Raw genomic sequence first — 18,577 nt, forward strand, 5'->3', positions numbered from 1 at the left:
GGATCTCCGTGCATGCCGAGTGAGCTGGCATCGCGCGGGACGTGACCCGGCAAGATTCAATCGCCGGGCACGGCACCCCCCTACCGCGCCCCGCTCCGGAACCACCGCGATCTTGAGCCCTCCCCTAGATCGCATTGCGTGATGGACCGATGCGGGTGGATGTAAGACGGTATTGATGATTGAGACCGTATGGCAAGACCTGGAACGTGGCCTCACGTTTTCGATGATTTGGCCAGTCTTGGCGGGCACAAATGGAGCACCCTGTTCCTGTCTCCGGTCTTTAGTCCTTCTTTCTTGATCGTATTTTTCCCACCTGTTTCAGCAGCTTGTCGGCCGGTTCAAAGAATTCCGGTCTCGACAAGACGGTGTTGCGCAGCGCCCTGACCGGAGCGCGCCGCGCCCGGTGTCCGATCGCTGCCGGATGGCGCAGAGCCATCCACCCCTCGTACACGGTGAGTTCGCGTGTCTTCAGGGAGTCCTTGTACTGCTTCTGGCCCCGGCCGAGGTCGAGATACGCGATGCCGTCGGCCGCGGCCGCCTCCGCCATGTGCAGATGCATGATCAGACCGGGGGAGTACTTGGCGAACGCGGGGTCGTAGGCCGGGAACCACTGCGCGATGATCCGCTCGGAGCGCAGCCCGAAGTGCGCGGCGACCGGCACCTCGTTCACGTACAGCACGGAGAGCAGGCCGGCGAACTGGTCGGACCTGGTGTGGAAGAGCTGTCGCACGAGCTCGGTGATCCAGGCCTGCGCGAAGCGGTTGCTGCGGCCGGTCCTGCGGTACTGGGCCGCTTTCCACTCCATCAGGGTGCCGAGGACCGTGGGGTCGCGTTCGTCGTGCACGTAGCGCACGGTGCCGTGGTCGCGCGTGAGCCTGCGCTCCTTGGCGTGGGTCGTGCGGGTGAACTTCGGCGACTTGACCTTGAGCTGGGCGAGATAGGCCTCGTACCCCTGGTCGATGTCCATGACGGGGGAGGCGAAGGAGCCGGAGGCGCCCGCCTCGAACGGCTCCTGGCCGCCGGCCAGATGGTCGAACTCGTACATCGCGAGCCCGCAGGCCCGCAGCAGCTCCCGCGCGTCCCAGGTGAAGCCGGGCCGGTGCACGAGGCCCTGACAGTCCGAGACGCCCAGGCCGATGGCCCGGCCGACGCCGGTGATGGATCTCTGGAACGGGAAGAACGCCGCGGGCTCACCGGCCTCGCGTACGACCGCGATCCGCACCCCGCGCCGCCAGTGGCCCACCGCGAGGGTGAACTCGGGGGAGAGGAAGGGATTGGCCAGCTCCGGGGCGCCGTTGAGGTGGGCCTTGGACTGCAGCGCTGTCCAGGCCGCCCGGTCCGCGGCGGTGAGCTCTCCGGGGCGGTGCACGGTGATGTCCACGTCAGGAGGTCCGCCTCGTCGGGGTACGGCGTCGCAGTTGCCGTACCAGTACCAGCAGATGGATGAGCGACCCGATCACGGTGATGGCGACCACCCCGCCGCGCACCGACCACATGTGGAGGGCCAGCATCGCCTGGGCCACCAACAGGTTGACCGCGACGGCCCCGGAAACGGAAGTGATGATCCGGCCCCATGGATCAAGTCCCCTGAGCGCGGCGCCGATTGCGGCGCCGGGTGCGGCCAGGAGGAAGAACAGGGTGAAGGGTGCGCGCAGCGGCGAATCGATGTCCGTGAGCGCCAGCATCGCGCCGACCGCGCCCACCGCCACCGCCGTGCCCGCGAGCAGCGCGGGCGCGTCCTCGTGACGTCTCGGCCGCTCCCCGGGCTCACGCCCGGTGTCTGATGAAGGTGCCTTGATCCTGATGGTCTGCATTGGCGACTTTGCCCCCCGACGCGCCGGATGCCGGGCTTCAATGTCGCGCAGTCCGCGGCGGCGCGTCAAGATGCGGAGGGAGTGTGCAGATGTTCGCCGATACACCCTTGAACCGGAGCGGAACTCCCGGCGTGGGCACGGGAATTGCCGGGGAACTTATTGACATGAACACTATCGACGCCCCGGGGGGAGTGGTACCACGGTCGAGGCAGAAATCCTGCTAAGGGAGGTTCCATGAGATTGTCCCGAATCACGGCATACGCTTCCTCACTCCTCCTCGCCACCGCCTTCGCCCTCACCGGGGCCACAGCGGCTCAAGCGGACCAGCGATCCGACCAGCAGGCCGCGGCCACCGGCTACGTGGCACTCGGCGACTCCTACTCGTCCGGCGTCGGAGCCGGCGCCTACGACAGCACAAGCGGCAACTGCAAGCGCACCCCACGCGCGTACCCCGCACTGTGGGCGGCCGCCAACTCACCCTCCAGCTTCAACTTCACGGCCTGCTCGGGCGCTCGTACGGGTGACGTCGTGGCCAACCAGCTCGGCCCGCTCAACTCCGGAACGGGCCTCGTCAGCCTCTCCGTGGGCGGCAACGACGCCGGCTTCGCCGACGTCATGACGACCTGCGTGCTCCAGTCGGAGAGCAAGTGCCTCGCGCGCATCGCGCAGGCGCGCAGCTACGTCGAGACGACGCTGCCCGGCAACCTCGACCGGGTCTACTCGGCGATCAGCGCCAAGGCACCGGCCGCCCAGGTCGTCGTGCTCGGATACCCCCGCTTCTACAAGCTCGGCGGCGGCTGCCTCGCCGGCCTCTCCGAGAAGGAACGCGGCGCCATCAACAGCGCCGCCGACTTCCTCAACTCCACGACGGCCAAGCGTGCCGCCGACCACGGCTTCGCCTTCGGCGATGTGACCTCCACCTTCAGCGGCCACGAGATCTGCTCCGGCGACGCGTGGCTGCACAGCGTGAACTGGACCAACATCGGCGAGTCCTACCACCCCAAGGCCGCGGGCCAGTCCGGCGGCTACCTCCCCGTGTTCAGCGCTGCGGCTTCCTGACCGGCCCCCTGGGTTCCTATTCGTTCGGCGCATAGGAGGAGGCCCCGCCCGTCGGGGTCTCCTCCTCGCATGTCACGGAGTACGCGACCGAGTTCGAATCGGCCTTGACCGGACTGCGCACCTCCACGCTGATCTCGTTCTGATGTGTCGAGCCCGGCTCCCCGTCGACCGTCTCCGTGTGCTGCACCTGCTTGGTCTTTCCCCCGCCGGAGGCGAAGTCGAGCGTCTTCCAGCCGGGATCGCTCGGCTCGCCGGACTTGGTCACCCAGCGATAGTCGACGGTGACCGGAACCCGTCCCACGGTGAACGTCGCCGTGAACGAGGGCCCCTGCCCGGCGGCCGGCGGACAGGCGCCGCTGTACTGCGTGTGCGATCCGGCGACCGTGACCTTGACGGACTGCGCCGGGTGTGTGGTCGAACCGCCGTTGCCGCCACCGCCGTCGTTGCCGCCTCCGCCGCCGTTCGTGGAGCCCCCATCGGTGGAGCCGCCGTCGCTGCCGCCGCCGTCGCCCGATCCTCCGCCGTCGCTGCCGCCGGAGGATGTGCTGCCGCCGTTCTTGCCGCCGTCGGAGCCGCCGTCGCCGTTGCCCCCGCCGTCGCCTCCGCTTCCCTCGGAGGCCCCGCTGTTGTTGCCGCCCCCGCCGCCGCCGTCGCGGTTGACCAGGGCGTACACGAGTCCGCCCAGTGCGAGCGCGAGAGCGACCAGGCCCGCGGTGAGGACAAGGACCGTGCGGCGTGAGCGGGTCGGCGGGACGGTGGTGGTCGTGGTGACGACGGGGTCCTGCCCGTCCGTGGTCGGCGGGTATGGCGAAGGCACCTGCTGTTGCTGCTGTGATGTGACGGTCGGCATGTACGGCAGGGGCGTCGCCATCTGCGGGGTGCCGCCCGCCGCGACGAGCCGCAGCTGGTTCTCGGCCTCGGCGGCGGAGATCCGGGCGGCGGGGTCCTTGCGCAGCAGCCCCTCGATGACCGGGACCAGCGGGCCCGCGTTCCGCGGCGGCGGCAGCTGCTCGTCGACGACCGCGCGCAACGTGCTCAGCGGGGTGTCCTGCCGGAAGGGCGAACTGCCCTCGACGGCCGCGTAGAGCAGCACCCCCAGCGACCACAGATCGGACTCCGGACCCGGCCGCTGCCCCAACGCCCGCTCCGGGGCCAGGAATTCGGGCGAGCCGACCACCTCACCCGTCATGGTGAGGGCCGAACTCCCCTCCACCATGGCGATCCCGAAATCGGTGAGCACGACCCGGCCGTCGTTCGCGATGAGTACGTTGCCGGGCTTCACGTCGCGGTGCAGCACCCCGGCGTCGTGGGCGGCGCGGAGGGCGGCGAGCACCTCGGCGCCGATGCGGGCGACCCGCTGCGGCGCCATCGGCCCCTCGGCGTCCAGGACATCGGACAGCGAGAGCCCCCGCACGATCTCCATGACGATCCACGGGCGCCCGTCCTCGCTCGCCACGTCGTAGACCGTCACCACATTGCGGTGCGGGATACGGGCGGCCGCCCACGCCTCGCGCTCCAGACGGGCGTACAACCGGTCGACCTCACCGGCCGGGAGCCCGGCGGGCGCGCGCACTTCCTTGACCGCGACCTCACGGCCCAGGACTTCGTCGCGGGCCCGCCAGACCGTGCCCATGCCACCCTCGCCCAAGGGGGCGAGCAGGCGGTAGCGCCCCGCGATCACACGCTCGTTCCCGCTCACGAACGTCCCCCATCCGCAGCCGTGCGATTCTCCACAAAACTACCTCAACCGAGCGCGGTTGCCGCCCCCTTGAACACCAATCCACACCCGAGGGCCACCACGACAAAGGCGGAGCCCAGCGGCAGGAACCGATGCGTGGCCCGGTGCAGCCACCGCGGCCCGTGCACCCGCCGACCGGCGAGGGAACCGACCCGCACCACCAGGAACCCGGCGGCCGTCAGCGTGACGGCGAGCCCCACCCCGTACGCCAGGACGAGCAGCAGCCCGAACCAGGCCTCGCCGAGCGCGGCGGCGCCGACGAGCACGACCACGGCGGAGGGACTGGGCACCAGGCCGCCCGCGAAGCCGAGGAAGAGGGCGCCGCGCACCGTGGGCGGCGCGCCGTGCGTGTGGTGATGGTGGTGGTGATGAGGGTGGTGCCTGCGCCGCCGCCAGGCCCTTCGCAGCAGCAGCGCCCCCGCCCCGGTGACGAGCACACCGCTGACCACACCCAGCCAGGCGATGACGGACGGGGCGGCGGCCGAGCCCCCGGCCACGAGCAGCCCCAGGGCGGTCACGCCCAACGTGTGCGTGACGGTCACCGACGCGGCGAGGGGAAGGACGTCCCGCAGAGAGGCGTGTCCCCTGGCGGCGGCGCTCGCGGCCATCAGCGTCTTGCCGTGCCCCGGCGCGACCGCGTGCAGCGCCCCCAGCAAGAGGGCGATGGCCAGGGCGAGTCCGGCGAAGCCGGGGGTGAGGTCATGGCGCGCCACGAGCCCCGTCAGGGCCTGCGTCCACCGGTCGGCGCCGCGCGGCAGCACGGAGGCCGGCGCCTGCGGCTTCTCCTCGCTCAGCGCGGGGCCGCCGGGAGTGATCCGCAGCGAGGCGGAGTCCTCACCGGGCGGCGAGTCGAGCAGCCGCTCCGGGTAACGGGTGAGGCTCTTCGACACGGACGCCTCGGGTACGTCGGACGCGCTCAAGGTCATCCGGTCCCCCCGCGCGGTGACCTCCCGCCACCCCGGCCCCGCGTCCCCCGCGGCCTCGAACCGCACCGCGAGCTCGGTGCCCCGGGGGAGCGGGGCACCGAGCTCGCACTCCACGCGCAGGGTCGCCAGGCCCGCCTGCCCGTCCCGGGTGACCGCCCCGGCCTTCCGCACGCGGAGTTCCGTCGCCCGCCCGTCCACCCGGAGCCGACTGTCGCGGGCGGCGTCCGCACACCGCTCGTCGGCCCAACTCCCCATGCCGACACGCTTGATGCGGGACATGGCCTGGGTGGCCGGGATCTCGGCGAGGTCCTCGACGTGGTCGACCCGCAACTGCCCGGGGCCCACCACAAGTCCGTCGTACCGATTGACGGTGAAGTTCCCCAACGGGTGCGCGTGCGCCTCGGCGGCGGGCAGCAGCGTCAGGGCGAGGCCCGCGAGCAGGACACCCCCGCCGACGAGGGCGCGCCGCCTCATCGCTCCTCCTTCGGCGGCTTCGGCGGCTTCGGCGGGGTGAACCCGGGGTTCAGGTCCCGCGCCGCCGACAGCCAGCGCCGGGCGGCGGCAGCGTTGCCCGCCGCCCCCTCGATCACACCCCGGTGGTACAGGAACGACGCCTCGCGGAAGCCGGTGGCCGTGGCCCTGCGGGTGTACGGGAGCGCCTCCTCGGAGCGGCCGTCGACGTGCAGGGCCCAGGCCAGCGCGTCCGCCGTGTGCACCGTCTGGCGCCGCCCCCACTCCGCTCGCGCCGCCCGCAGCGCCGCCTTGCGTTCGTCCCGGTCCCCGTGGTCGGTCAGCGCGACCGCCGCGTCCAGGTCCGCGTTCACCCCGTTCGCGCGGGCCAGCGACACCCAGGCGGACACCAGCGCGTACTGCTCCCGGGCCTTCGCCTCGTCACCCGGCCCGCGCCGGGCCTCGTACAACTCGCCCAGCGCGACCAGCGGGCCGGGCAGCGGCGCCCGCGCCACCACGTCCCGCAGCGCCCGTATCGCCCGCTCCGTCTCGCCCCGCCCGGCCCAGGCCCGAGCCCGGCACTCCAGCGCCGGAAGATACGTGGCGTCTGCCCGCAGCGCCTTGCCGCACTGCTTCAGCGCCTCCCCGAACTCGCCCTGCCTCGCGGCGAGCTGCCCGAGCGCGGTGGTGACGTAGGCGAGGTCCCCGCCGGCCCCCGGGCCGGTGCCGACAGCCTGCGTCAGTGCCCGCCGGGCCCCGGCCACATCGCCCCGCAGCTCCCGCACGTACGCGTACCGCGTGAACACCGGCACCCCGGGCCGCCGGGCATCGGCCTGGTCAGCGGCCCGCGCGGCGGCCCCGTACCGCCCCAGCTCGACCAGTGCGTCGATCCGCGAGGCCAGCGCGCCCTCGCTGTAGGGGTTCACCTCCAGCGCGGCCTCTGCATGGCGCAGCGCCCCGGTGAAGTCATGGCGGGCGGCGGCCAGCGCCGCCCGCCCCGCGAGCCCCGCGTCATTGCGGGGCCGCAGCTCCAGGGAGCGGTCCAGAGCGCGCTCCGCCTCGCGGTAGCGCGACGGGTCACCCCGGGTACGGGCCTGCTCGACGTAGGCGGTCCCCAGCGTCGCCCACCCGCCGAAGTCCTCCGGCTGGTCCCGCAGATGGGACTGCAGCGCCTCGACGCCACGATCGAGATCGGCGCCCCGCAGCACACCCGGCGCCACGGCGGACGACGAAGGCGACCGGTCCGGACCGTCCTCGCCGCCGGCCACGACGGCGCCCCCGGTGATCGCGAGCGCGAGAGCGGCGGCGGCCACGACGGACCGGCCGACAGGACGGGGCAGTGCCATCACGGAACCCTCCAGAAGGAGTTGCTGAGCCGGGAAGAAGAGAGAGGGCGCGGCCCGCAGGGGGATGGGAGCGGGCCGCGCCGGTCAGGGAACGGGCTCAGCCCGCGATCCCGGAGGTACCGCGCCTGCGCCACCACGCGAGCCCGAGCCCGACAAGGAGCACCCCTGCCGCACCCGCGGCCGCCGAGGCGATCAGCACGGCATCGGTGTCGTCGCCGCCGGACGCCGGACGTCCGGGCATGGCGCCGCCGTTCAGCGCGTCGCGCGCCGAGGTGTCGCCGCCCCCGCCGCCCTTGGCCAACGGGCCCCGGGAGCCGGACGTGGGAAGCGCCAGGTACGGGAACGTGTCGCCGAACTTCTGTTCGTTGGCGTTCACCGCGTCGCCCAAGTCGTTCTTGTTCCCGGTGAGTTCGCCCTCGACGGCCTGCAGTTCGATGTCGATGACGTCGTCCGCGAGGCGCCGCCCGTTCGGGAACCCGGCGTTGTCGCCGTCGAGCACCCCGAGCCGCTTGGGCGTGGCCGCGGGCTTGATGGACGTGTTGAGCCGCAACGCCTCGGCGGGCCTGACGCCCGGCGGCTGGTTGAGGTCCTTCACGCCCGTCAGGAACACCGACACGAGGTCGTTGCGCGGCTCGGCGGGCGCCTTCAGCTTGTAGATCTTCTCCAGGAGCTTCGGCAGCTCGGGCTTGGTCACGTACTTCAGGAAGTCCGCGTCGTTCCAGGGCGAGGACGCGTTGAACTTGTCCTTGTCCTTCCGCGGCACGACCACCTCGTTGACCAGCGGGTTGCCGAGCCGCGAGACCTGGGACCACTTGCCGTTGGCGTTCTTGCGCTGGGTCGTCGACCAGATTCCGACGGTGGGCTGTTTCGCCGACTGCCGTATCTCGGAGGTCGGCACCTGAAGGGCGACGGAGTTCACGTTGTAGCCCTTGAGGGTGTCGTTCCCGACCTCCGACAGGTCGCCGCCGTACAGCAGGTCGAACACCCGCAGGTCCGCGAAGAACGGGTCGTCGGCCTGTCCGGCGAACGTCGAGCCGCCGCCCTTGACCTGCTTGACGGCCTGATCACGCAGCTTCTGGTAGTTCGGCATGGACGCCTTGCCGACGTGCGACGGCGCGGCGGGCGCGTCGTCGGCGAGCTTCGTCGTCGACGTGACCTTCTGGTCCTTGAGCTTCAGCAGCTCCAGGTCGTACGTCTGCGTCACGTTCAGGTCGGGGTCGTCGAGGCTCGTCACGGGCCCGGTGTTGTAGAGGAACGTGTCGCCGTTCTTGGTCTGCGTGTCGAACGTCCACCGGTAGAGGAGATCGCCCTGCGCGTCCCCGTCGCTGTCGATGTGGACGTCGTACTGCGCGTCATCGGCGAACGGATAGAAGGTCGGCCCGCCCGTGGGCTCCTCGAAGGGCAGCCAGTTCGCCACGATCGTCGTGGAGTCGGGCTTGTCCGGGCTCACGAACGCGTACACGTCCGTGGTGTCGTACTGGGGCTGCCCCGAGATCAGCGGGGCCTCCCGGTGGCTGGAGGCGTCGGCCGCCTCCGGTGCCAGTGCCGTCACGCCGGCGGCTGCGAGCCCCCCGGCGGCCAGCGCGCCACACACGAGTGCGGCGAGGCCGCGTGTGCCGCGGCGCCCCGACCCGCTCTTGGCGATAGCTGTCATCGCGTCCGTCCTTACTGTCCTTCGCGCGACCCCGCGCGGTGCGCGCAAGCCGCCTGACGCACGCCATTCGGGCCCGAGCGCCCGGCGGATTGGCCTCGTTCCCAATCCGCTGCCTTCTCCCGCCCCGAATCCCGGTGCGACCGCACGGCGCGGCACCCGGGCCGGGGACGGCATGAGCCGCCCGGACGGGAGGAGGGGGAGGGGACGCGCATGGAGTCCGACGAGTTGCTGCCACTGATCGCCCGGGGCGACCAGCAGGCGTTCGAGAAGCTGTACGACCAGGTGTCCGGGCCGGTCTACGGCATGGTCCGCCGCGTGCTCCGCGACCCCGCCCAGTCCGAGGAAGTGGTCCAGGAGGTGCTGCTCGAACTCTGGCGTACGGCGGCCCGCTTCGATCCGGCGCGCGGCAGCGCCCTCTCCTGGGTCCTCACGCTGGCCCACCGCAGGGCGGTGGACCGCGTACGCAGTGTCCGCGCGGCCGGCGCCCGCGAACAACGCGTGGCCGAGCGCGGCGAGGGGCCCGCCTACGACCAGGTCGCCGAGGCGGTCGAACAGAACCTGGAGCGCGAATGGGTGCGCCGCTGCCTGCGCCGCCTCACCGACCTCCAGCGCCAGGCGGTGACCCTCGCCTATTACGACGGCTACACGTACCGGGAAGTCTCCCGGCGGCTTTCCGTGCCCCTCGGCACCGTCAAGACGCGGATGCGGGACGGACTGCTGCGGCTGCGGGACTGCCTGGGCGCCGCCGCGTGAGGCGCGACGCCGGGCGGCCGCGGCCCCGACGGCGCGTGCACTCCCTGGCCGTCCCCTACGCCCTGGACGCCCTCGACCCCCGTGAAATGCGCGGCTTCGAACGGCACCTGGCCCGTTGCGCGCCCTGCCGGGCGGAGACCAGGGAGCTGGGCGAGGGCACCGTACGTCTGGCGGGCGCGGCGGCGGCCTGTCCGCCGGCCGCCTTGCGCGAGCGGGTGCTGACCGCCGTACGCGCGACGGAGCAGGAGCCGCCCCGGCGGGCGCCCGGCGCCGAGAGCGCGCCCCCTCGCGCCCGGACGCTCCTTGTCGCCGTCGGATCCTTCACCGCGCTCGTGCTCGTCGCGTGCGCGGTCTTCGCCCTCCAACTGGTCCGAACCGACCGCCGACTCGACGCGGAGCGCGCCGAAGCACGTGAGATCGCCCACGTCCTGGCCGCTCCGGACGCCCGCGCGAGCGGAACGGCGGACGCGTGGGGGCGCGGCATCAACGTCGTCATGTCGGAGTCCAGGCGGCGCGCCGTGGTGACCGTCACAGGGCTCGGGGCGCCGCCCCGGGGCCGTGCGCACCAGCTGTGGCTGCTGCGGCCCGCCGCGCGGCCCCGTTCCCTGGGCCTGCTGGACGGCGAAACGCCCGTGATCGCCGCGGGCTTGCGCGGATCCACCGCGTCACTGGCCGTGACCACCGAACCCGACGGCGGCTCGGGGAGGCCCACTTCCGCCCCTCTTGTCCAACTCGCCCTGGAATCAGTTGGATTCGGAGAGTAATCGTCAACCTCCTTACGGGGTAGGTGAATCCTGTGACCGGGATACACGAGTGTCGGGACGGGGCGATAGGGTTAACCTGCCCTGGGCCGGGTGCCCTCGTACGGGTGGGGAGTGACATGGAACAGATAACGGTGCGCAGCAGGGCGCGTGTCCCTGCGATCACCTGCGGGAGCAGCGCGACCAGCTCGCGTCTCGACCGCCATCTCTCAGTGCTGGGCGGCCCCGCCGTCCCGCAGCGGGAGACGGCCGAGGCGACGCTGCTGATGCGTGAGCTGACCTCACGGGGCGCGCATGACCGCAGCGGCCACGGTGCACGTGTGCGGAGGGTCTCCCTCTTCGCCCCCTTGCGCAGGCTGCGTCGGTCCCTCTTTGGGGGTCGCTGACCACGGGTGGTCGGGGGTTCGGCCGCCGCCAGCGGCGGATTGCCTCCACCCACCCGCCCCTTCCCTCCGGACAAGTCACCCTTCCTGCCCCCGTGAACTCACCCCGCCCAACCTCGTGTTCATGGGAAGTTCTCCTCGCTCTGCCTTGAGCCCCGCCCCAGAAGTACGGCGCGGCCGTCCGCTCACCGCCCCCCGCGCGTGTACCGCCGGACGGAGAGCGGCACGCACACGGCGAGCAGCGCCAGCGACCACAGGACCGCACCGGCCACGGGATGCGCCACCGGCCACGCGGCGTCCGCCGGGACGGGCGCGTTGCCGAACAGGTCACGCACCGCCGTGGCGACCGCGCTGATCGGGTTCCACTCGGCGACGGTGCGCAGCCACCCCGGAAGCCCGTCCACGGGGATGTAGGCGTTCGAGAGCAGCGGCAGCATGAACGTCGCACCGCCCAGCTGCCCCGCCGCCTCCTCGCTCTGCGAGACGAGGCCGAGCAGGATGCCCACCCAGGTCGCCGCGAACCGGAAGAGCAGCAACAGGCCGAAGGCGCCGAGGGCCTTGAGCGGTCCGCCCTCGATCCGCCAGCCCATCGCGAGCCCTACGAGCATCAGCGGCACCAGGCCCGCCGCGGTGGTCAGCAGATCGGCGGCGGCCTGCCCGAGCGGCACGGCCGAGCGGCTTATGGGCATCGTGCGGAACCGGTCCATGACGCCCCGGTGGGAGTCCTGGGCGGCGGTGAACATGCCGGTCATGATGCCGTTCGCGGCGGTCGCGACGAGCATGCCCGGGACCAGGAAGGCGCGGTAGTCGGCGCCGGGCATGGCGAGGGCGCTGCCGAAGACGTAGCCGAAGAAGAGCAGGAAGACGACGGGCATCGTCTGCGTCATGAGGAGGATCGCGGGCGCGTGCCTGATGCGCCGCAGATGCCGGCCGAGGACGGCGGTGCCGTCGTGGAGGATGGCGCTCAAGGGGAATCCCTTCGGGGTGACCGGGTGGGTGTGCGGGAGATGTCCGCCGCGAAGCGGCGGTCTAGGAAACGCGGTCGACCAGCCGAAGAAAGACCTCGTCGAGAGTCGGCGCCCGAAGCGTCGCGTCGACGACCGGCACCCCGGCAGAGTCCAGATCCCGTACGACCCTGGGCAGGGTCAGCGTCGTGTCGAGGGTGACCGCCCCCGCGGCCCGCCGCCCGGGGTCGAGTGCCGGCTCGGAGCCGGTCAACTGGTCGAGGACGATCGCGGCGGCATGCAGCGCGGCATCCTCGGCGACGACGACCTCGACGTAACTCCCGATCTGCGCCTTCAGCGAGGCAGGAGTACCGCGATGCGCCGCCCGCCCTCCGTCGACGAGGACGATCTCATCGGCTAGCTGATCCGCCTCCTCCAGATACTGCGTGGTCAGCAGCACGGTCGTCCCCTCGGCGGCCAACTCCCGCACGGCGTCCCAGATGCCGTTGCGGCTGTGCGGATCGAGCCCGGTGGTGGGCTCGTCGAGGAAGAGCACCCGCGGCCGCACCAGCAGACTCGCCGCGAGGTCGAGCCGCCGCCGCATGCCACCGGAGTACGTCCGCGCGGGACGGTCGGCCGCGTCCGTGAGGCCGAACCGATCGAGCAACTCGTCGCCCCGCGCCCGCGGAGCCCGCAGCAGCCGGGCGAAGAGCCGCAGATTCTCCCGCCCGGTCAGATCCCCGTCGACGGAGGCGTACTGCCCGGTCACCCCGATGAGCCGCCGCACCGCGGCGGCATCCCGCACCACGTCGTGCCCCGCCACGAACGCCCTCCCGGCATCCGGTCTCCGGAGCGTGGTGAGCAGGTGCACGGCGGTCGTCTTGCCGGCGCCGTTGGGGCCGAGCAACCCGCAGACGGACCCCTCCGGGATGGCGAGGTCGAGCCCCCGCAGGGCGTGGACGTCCCCGAAGCGCTTCTCCAGACCCTCACTAAGTACAGCGTACGTAGAAGTCATGTCCGCACGGTACCCCACTACGTACGCTGTACGTAACTAACATGGTGAGCGAGGTGATGATCAATGGCGGGCCGAGCGGCCGAACCGGAAGTGATCTGGGCGCGCCCCGAGCGTGCGGGCCGTGGCCCGAAGCCCGCGTACAGCAGGGCGGACATCGCGGCGGCGGCCGTCCGCATCGCCGACGCGGACGGCATCGAGGCGCTCTCCATGCGCAGGGTCGCGGCCGAGCTGGGCTGCGGCACCATGTCGCTCTACAACTACGTGCCGCGCAAGGAAGACCTGAACGAACTGATGGTCGACGCGGTGAGCGGCGAGTACGTGCTGCCGGCCGGGCCGCCGGGCTGCGGCTGGCGCGCCGAGATGCTGGCGCTCGGCCGCCAGACGCGCGAGATCATGCGGCGCCACCCGTGGCTGCCGCGGATCATGTCGGCGCTCTACGGCTTCAGCCCGAACGCCCTGCGGTACCTGGAGCACTGCCTCGGCGCGCTGGAGAGCCTCGATGCGCCCCACGGCACCAAGATGGAACTCATCGGGATGGTCAACGGCTCGGTCATGACGTACGTCGTCAACGAGTTCGCCATGGCGGAGCGCGCGCGGGCCCTGCCGTGGACGGAGGAGCAGGAGCAGCAGGTGCGGTTCGCGTACCTCGCCGGGCAGGTCGCGGGCGGCGCCTATCCGCGGCTCGCGGCGGCGCTGGCGGAGGGGCCTTCGCCCGGGGACGCGGACGAGCTCTTCGACCGGATGCTGAACCGGCTCCTGGACTCGTTCGCCTGAGCGCCGGTGCCGCTCAGGCCGTGGCCTCCTCCTGGTCCCGGAACCGGAGGCGGGCCAGCTCGCCGCGCGATGCCACGCCCAGCTTCGGATAGGCGTTGTAGAGGTGGTAGCCCACCGTGCGCGGCGACAGGAACAGCTGGGCGCCGATGTCCCGGTTGGTCATGCCGGTCGCCGCGAGGCGTACGACCTGCCGCTCCTGCGGGGTGAGCCGTTCCAGGGGCGCCTCGTCGCCGACGTGCCGCGCCCTGCTCTCGCCGGTGGCCCGCAGCTCGGCGCGGGCCCGCTCGGCCCACGGCGGCGACGCGAGCAGCTCGAAGGTGTCGAGGGCCGAGCGCAGCGGCGCACGGGCCTCGCTCCTGCGGCCCGCGCGGCGCAGCCACTCCCCGAAGAGCAGCTCCGTGCGGGCCCGTTCGAAGGGGCGGCCGTCGTCGGTGTGCAGCGCGAGGGCTTCCTCGTACGCGGCCTGCGCCTCCGCCTCCGGGGCGAGCAGCGCACGGCAGCGGGCGGCCAGTGCCCGCGCCCAGGCCGCGCCCGTGTGCTCGGCCCACTCGGCGAACGTCCTCGCCGGCTCCCGAACGGAATCGGCCTGCCCGGTCCGTACGGCCGCCTCGACCCGGTCCGGCACGCAGTACAGGACCACGATCGTGTGGCCGGACGGGCTCGCCGCCACGTCCTCGTACGCCCGCAGCGCGGCCTCGTGGCGGCCGAGGCCGAGCTCCAGCATGGCGAGCGCGGTCCCGCCCCACACCTGCCCCGGCAGCACCTGGCGCAGATCACCCTTGGCCGCGAGCTCGCGGCAGCGCTCCTCGTCGCCGTCGAGCGCGGCGAGATAGGCGAGGACACCCCGCAACTGGCCGACGTAGTGCGGCTGTCCGGTGTCCTGCGCGATCCGCAGACCTTCTTCCGCGCCCGTCAGGGCGCAGCTGTGACGGCCCAGGAAGATCCGCGCCCGGGTGCGCAGCAGGAGCACGAGCGGCAGCGGGCCCAGAGCGCCCTGCTCACGGCACTCGCGGTCCAGCTCGGCCGCGAGGTCGTTGCCGGTCTCCAGCGCGCCGAGCGGCGAGAACCAGGAGGCGATCGAGACGCGTTCGCGCAAGGTGTGCCCGCGGTCGTGCCGCACGGCCCGCAGACTGTCGAACAGCGCGCGCAGCGGCGGCAGCCCGCTGCCCGGATCGCCCGCCGCGAGCCGGGCGAGACCCTCGGCGGCCGGCAGATAGGGCAGGGCGTGCGGGGGAGTCCTCAGGTCGAGTCCGCCGATCCGAAGGCTCATCTCGTCGATCGACTGCCGGTGCCCGGAGAGCCAGGCGGCCGTCATCGCCTCGTACGCCATGAACGCGGCCGTTTCCGGGGCGTGCGGGGCGATGTCGGCGGCCGTGTCCAGGAGCACGGAGTACGAGGCCTCCAGGCGGCCCTGCTCGCGGGCCACGGTGGCGCGCACCTGCGCGAGCTGCGCGAGGACGGCCGGATCGGTCAGGTGCGGGGCGGCGCGCAGGGCCAGTTCGGCGGCGCGTTCGTTGTGGCCCGCGTCCGCGGCGGCCGACGCGGCGAGCGCGAGGCGCCGGGCGCGGTGCGCGCCGTCCGGGCTGAGCTGGGCGGCGCGTTCGCAGGCGGCGGCGACGGCCGCGTAGCCGCCGCGGGATCTCGCGTGTTCGGCGGTCTGCTCCAGGACACCGGCGACATACTCGTCGGGCTCCGTGGTGGCGGCCGCCAGATGCCAGGCGCGGCGGTCAATGTTGCCCACGCAGGGCAGCGCCTCGGCCAGCGCACGGTGTGCGGCGATGCGGTCGCCGACGGGTGCGCTCTGGTAGGCGGCGGCGCGGATCATGGGGTGCCGGAAGGTCAGGCGCTCGCCGTCCAGGCTGAGCAGCTCCTTGCGCTCGGCGGGCTCCAGATCGGTGACGGTGGCGCCGAGCCTGCTCGCCGCGGCCGCCGTCACGGTCAGGTCGCCGGTGCCTTCCGCCGCCGCGATCACGAGCAGGGTGCGGGTAGCCCGGGGCAGCGACGACATCCGGTCCGCGAAGGTCCGCAGGAGGCGGGAATGGCTCGGCAGCGAGCTCAAGTGCTGTCCCTGGACGGATATGTGGCCCTCGCGCTGGGCCGCGGGCAGCTCGCGCAGGGCGAGCGGGTTGCCGCCGGACTCGGCGCGGATCTGCTCGCGTACGTAGCGGGGGAGATCGCCCGCGTGCTCGGCGAGGAGGTCCCCCGCGGTCTCGTCGTCGAGCCCGGTGAGCCGCAGCTCGGGCAGGCCCTGGGCGGGGAAGGGCGGCGCGTGGGCGTCACGCGCGGCGAACAGCATCACCACACCGTCGGCGGCGAGGCGCCGGGCGGCGAAGAGGAGGGCGTCCGCCGAGGCCTGGTCGAGCCACTGGGCGTCGTCGACCAGGCAGAGGAGGGAGCCCGCCTCGTCGGCGAGGTCCGCGAGGAGGGTCAGCACGGCCAGGCCGATGAGGAAGCGGTCGGCCTGTGCGCTCGGGGCCAGACCCAGAGCCGCGCGCAACGCCTTGGCCTGCGGCTCCGGCAGGGCGTCGATCCGGTCGGTCACGCGGTGCAGGAGCAAGTGCAGCCCGGCGAAGGGAAGTTCGCTCTCCGCCTCGACGCCCGTCGCCTGCAGCAGGCGGGTGTCGTGGCTCCTGGCGGTGGCCGCGGCGTGCGCGAGGAGCGCGGACTTCCCGATCCCGGCCTCTCCTCGCACGACGAGGGCAGCGCTGTGGCCCTGCCGGGCCCGGTCCAACAGGGCGTCGAGCCGGGCGGTTTCGCTGCCGCGTCCATAGAGCATGGCTTGACCCTAACGGGGCCTTTCATCCACTCAACCCCGCCAGAACCACCTTGCCCCGCCCGTGCCCCCGTTCCACCTCCCGCTGCGCGTCCGCCGCCCGCTCCAGCGGGTACTGCGCGCGGATGTGGACCCGCAGCGCGCCCTTCGCGTACAGGGCCGTCATCTCCGCGAGGCGGGACGCCGTTCTCGTGCCGGTCAGTTCGGGCAGGCCCAGGCGGCGGGCCTCCTCCGTGTCGACCATCGTGATCACGCGATCGGGGTGCTTCGCCACCGCCGCGGACGCGCGCAGCGCCTCTCCTCCCGCCCCGTCGAGCGCCGCGTCCACCCCCTCCGGGGCGATGGCGCGCACCCGCTCCGCCAGGCCTTCCCCGTATGTCACGGGAATCGCGCCCAGCGCCCGCAGATGGTCGTGATTGGCCTCGCTCGCCGTGCCGATCACCGTCGTCGCGCCCCACGCCCACGCCAACTGCACCGCCAGCGTGCCGAGTCCGCCCGCCGCCGCATTGACCAGGACCGTGTCGCCCGCGCCCACCCGCATCGCGCTCAGCGCCATGTGCGCGCCCTGCGCGTTGCCCGAGAAGCCGCCCGCCACCGCCCACTCCATCGCGTCCGGCTTGGCGACCAGATTCTCCTCGGGGACGACGACGTACTGTGCGTACGAGCCGAGCAGGGAGAAGCCGAGCACCGGATCACCCGGCCCGAAGCCGGTCACCCCGGAGCCCGTCGCGTCGACCGTGCCCGCGAACTCATTGCCCGGCACCACGGGGAACGCGGCCCCCGGCGGCCGGATCTCGCCCTTCCGCAGCCCGATGTCGAACGGCATCACGCCGGCCGCCCGTACCCGCACACGGACCTCGCCAGGACCGGGCCCGGGGACGGGCAGGTCCACCGTGCGCAGCACATCCGCCGGGCCGTGGGCCGCGAACGCCGCGGCTCGCATCGTCTTCCCCGTACCGGCGTTCATGAGAGTTCCTCTCCGAGTTCCGAGTCGTCCGGTGCTCACGGTGTCAGCACCACCTTTCCCACCGTCTCCCGCCCCAGCAGCGCCGCGTGCGCGGCCCCCGCGTCCCGCAGCGGGAACGTCGTCACCGCCGGTACGAGCGTGCCGCGTGCCGCCTCCTCAAGCGCCCGCTCCTGCAGGCCCCGCAGGCCGCCGGGAACCCGTGCGATCCGCGGACCCAGCGCGTACGTCGCCGTCAGGAGCCTGCTCTGCAGGTCCTTCGTGCCCAGTTCCGTGGGCGCGCCCGACGACCAGCCGTACATCACGAACCGGCCGCCGAAGCCCAGGAGTTCGAGCGCGGCACGCCCCGCGGCGCCGCCCACGCTGTCGAAGGCGACGCTCACCTCGCGGCCGCCGAGCGCCGCGCGCACCTTCTCAGGCCAGTCGGGCTCGTTGTAGTCGACGGCCACGTCCGCGCCGAGCTCACGGACCCGCGCGGTCTTCTCGGGGCCTCCCGCCGCGCCCACCACGGTCATGCCCGCGTTCCTCGCGGCCTGCACGAGGAGTGAGCCGATGCCGCCCGCGGCGGCCGTCACCAGGGCCACGTCGTCCGGTTCGAGCGCGGCGACGTGCAGGATGCCGAGGGCCATCCGGCCGGTGCCGACCATGGCGATCGCGGCCTCGTAGGAGAGCGAGTCGGGCAGGGCGAACAGCGCGTCCGTCTCCCGCACGGCCAGCTCCGCGTACCCCGCGTTGACCAGGCCCAGATGCGTCACCACCCGCCTGCCGAGCCACTTCTCGTCCACTCCGTCGCCGAGGGCGTCGACCACGCCCGCCACCTCCCGGCCAGGAGTCATCGGCAACTCCGGCATCGGGAAGGGGAGTTCGTCGTCCGCACCCTTCTGGATCGCGGTGTCCAGGAGGTGGACGCCCGCCGCCTTGACCGCGACCCGGACCTGGCCGGGTCCTGGCTCCGGGTCGGCGACCTCCTCGTACCGCAGGTTCTCGGGCCCGCCGAAGGCGTGCAGTCGGATCGCTCGCATGGTCAACTCGCTTTCGCCGTAACAAGATGAGGCGGCGGAAGGCCCGCCGACACCGGGAAAGCTACGGAGCGGCCCAACTCCGGGGCCTCTGTCGGACGACCGGGATCGTGACTGGGGGCCGACCGGGTGATGACTGGGGTGGGGCCGTCCCGTCACCCCAGTCGTACGACAGAGGCGGCACACGGGCTCCGGTTCCTAGCG

The 18,577-nt window shown here is 72.7% G+C and carries 16 protein-coding genes; 5 read left to right on the top strand and 11 right to left on the bottom strand.

The window, feature by feature from the left end; all coding sequences use genetic code 11:
* Positions 1-280: 280 nt before the first annotated feature.
* Positions 281-1,381, bottom strand: a complete 1,101-nt coding sequence (locus tag ACWD02_RS22520) for a GNAT family N-acetyltransferase (protein ID WP_451213624.1) — start codon at positions 1,379-1,381, stop codon at positions 281-283.
* 1 nt (position 1,382) lies between these two features.
* The gene (locus ACWD02_RS22525) at positions 1,383-1,814 is read right to left on the bottom strand and encodes a hypothetical protein (RefSeq protein ID WP_451213627.1); all 432 of its coding nucleotides are present in this window, start codon (positions 1,812-1,814) and stop codon (positions 1,383-1,385) included.
* 234 nt (positions 1,815-2,048) lie between these two features.
* Here ACWD02_RS22525 and ACWD02_RS22530 point away from each other — a divergent pair, with 234 nt between their 5' ends.
* Positions 2,049-2,873, top strand: coding sequence for an SGNH/GDSL hydrolase family protein (locus ACWD02_RS22530; protein ID WP_451213630.1), 825 nt, complete (start codon positions 2,049-2,051; stop codon positions 2,871-2,873).
* Positions 2,874-2,889: 16 nt separating this feature from the next.
* Here ACWD02_RS22530 and ACWD02_RS22535 read toward each other — a convergent pair whose 3' ends face one another.
* From ACWD02_RS22535 to ACWD02_RS22550, 4 genes are all read right to left on the bottom strand, one after another.
* Positions 2,890-4,506 carry a serine/threonine-protein kinase gene (locus ACWD02_RS22535; protein WP_451214566.1) on the bottom strand — a complete coding sequence of 539 codons (1,617 nt, stop codon included), beginning with the start codon at positions 4,504-4,506 and terminating at the stop codon, positions 2,890-2,892.
* Between the two features lie 110 nt (positions 4,507-4,616).
* Positions 4,617-6,011 carry an urease accessory protein UreH domain-containing protein gene (locus ACWD02_RS22540; RefSeq protein ID WP_451213633.1) on the bottom strand — a complete coding sequence of 465 codons (1,395 nt, stop codon included), beginning with the start codon at positions 6,009-6,011 and terminating at the stop codon, positions 4,617-4,619.
* A complete protein-coding gene (locus ACWD02_RS22545) occupies positions 6,008-7,333 on the bottom strand; it encodes a tetratricopeptide repeat protein (RefSeq protein ID WP_451213635.1) in 1,326 nt (441 codons plus the stop codon). The genes ACWD02_RS22540 and ACWD02_RS22545 overlap by 4 nt, the downstream gene beginning before the upstream one ends.
* A 97-nt stretch (positions 7,334-7,430) precedes the next feature.
* Positions 7,431-8,987, bottom strand: coding sequence for a DUF4331 domain-containing protein (locus tag ACWD02_RS22550; protein WP_451213638.1), 1,557 nt, complete (start codon positions 8,985-8,987; stop codon positions 7,431-7,433).
* A 210-nt stretch (positions 8,988-9,197) separates the two neighbouring features.
* On the opposite strand from ACWD02_RS22550, the gene ACWD02_RS22555 reads away from it, so the two are divergent.
* The 3 genes from ACWD02_RS22555 (at position 9,198) to ACWD02_RS22565 (ending at position 10,887) form a co-directional block, all read left to right on the top strand.
* Positions 9,198-9,740: a sigma-70 family RNA polymerase sigma factor gene (locus ACWD02_RS22555; protein WP_451213641.1), complete on the top strand. Its 543-nt coding sequence runs from the start codon at positions 9,198-9,200 to the stop codon at positions 9,738-9,740.
* 35 nt (positions 9,741-9,775) lie between these two features.
* A complete protein-coding gene (locus ACWD02_RS22560) occupies positions 9,776-10,504 on the top strand; it encodes an anti-sigma factor (protein WP_451213645.1) in 729 nt (242 codons plus the stop codon).
* A 116-nt stretch (positions 10,505-10,620) separates the two neighbouring features.
* Positions 10,621-10,887, top strand: a complete 267-nt coding sequence (locus tag ACWD02_RS22565; protein WP_363210773.1) for a hypothetical protein — start codon at positions 10,621-10,623, stop codon at positions 10,885-10,887.
* Between the two features lie 182 nt (positions 10,888-11,069).
* Here ACWD02_RS22565 and ACWD02_RS22570 read toward each other — a convergent pair whose 3' ends face one another.
* Positions 11,070-11,852: an ABC transporter permease gene (locus ACWD02_RS22570; protein ID WP_451213648.1), complete on the bottom strand. Its 783-nt coding sequence runs from the start codon at positions 11,850-11,852 to the stop codon at positions 11,070-11,072.
* 61 nt (positions 11,853-11,913) lie between these two features.
* On the bottom strand, positions 11,914-12,843 hold the full coding sequence (locus tag ACWD02_RS22575) for an ATP-binding cassette domain-containing protein (RefSeq protein ID WP_451213651.1): 930 nt from the start codon (positions 12,841-12,843) through the stop codon (positions 11,914-11,916).
* Between the two features lie 63 nt (positions 12,844-12,906).
* Between ACWD02_RS22575 and ACWD02_RS22580 the strand changes: the two genes are divergently transcribed.
* Entirely contained in the window at positions 12,907-13,617 is a 711-nt protein-coding gene (locus ACWD02_RS22580; protein ID WP_451213654.1) for a TetR/AcrR family transcriptional regulator C-terminal domain-containing protein, read from the top strand.
* Positions 13,618-13,630: 13 nt separating this feature from the next.
* Here ACWD02_RS22580 and ACWD02_RS22585 read toward each other — a convergent pair whose 3' ends face one another.
* The 3 genes from ACWD02_RS22585 to ACWD02_RS22595 are packed head-to-tail and all read right to left on the bottom strand — an operon-like array spanning position 13,631 to position 18,376.
* Positions 13,631-16,393, bottom strand: a complete 2,763-nt coding sequence (locus tag ACWD02_RS22585) for a helix-turn-helix transcriptional regulator (protein WP_451213657.1) — start codon at positions 16,391-16,393, stop codon at positions 13,631-13,633.
* A 22-nt stretch (positions 16,394-16,415) separates the two neighbouring features.
* On the bottom strand, positions 16,416-17,357 hold the full coding sequence (locus ACWD02_RS22590) for an NADP-dependent oxidoreductase (RefSeq protein ID WP_451213660.1): 942 nt from the start codon (positions 17,355-17,357) through the stop codon (positions 16,416-16,418).
* Between the two features lie 35 nt (positions 17,358-17,392).
* Positions 17,393-18,376 carry a zinc-binding dehydrogenase gene (locus ACWD02_RS22595; RefSeq protein ID WP_451213663.1) on the bottom strand — a complete coding sequence of 328 codons (984 nt, stop codon included), beginning with the start codon at positions 18,374-18,376 and terminating at the stop codon, positions 17,393-17,395.
* Positions 18,377-18,577 lie beyond the last annotated feature (201 nt).

The sequence above is a fragment of the Streptomyces sp. NPDC002853 genome, assembly GCF_053591915.1.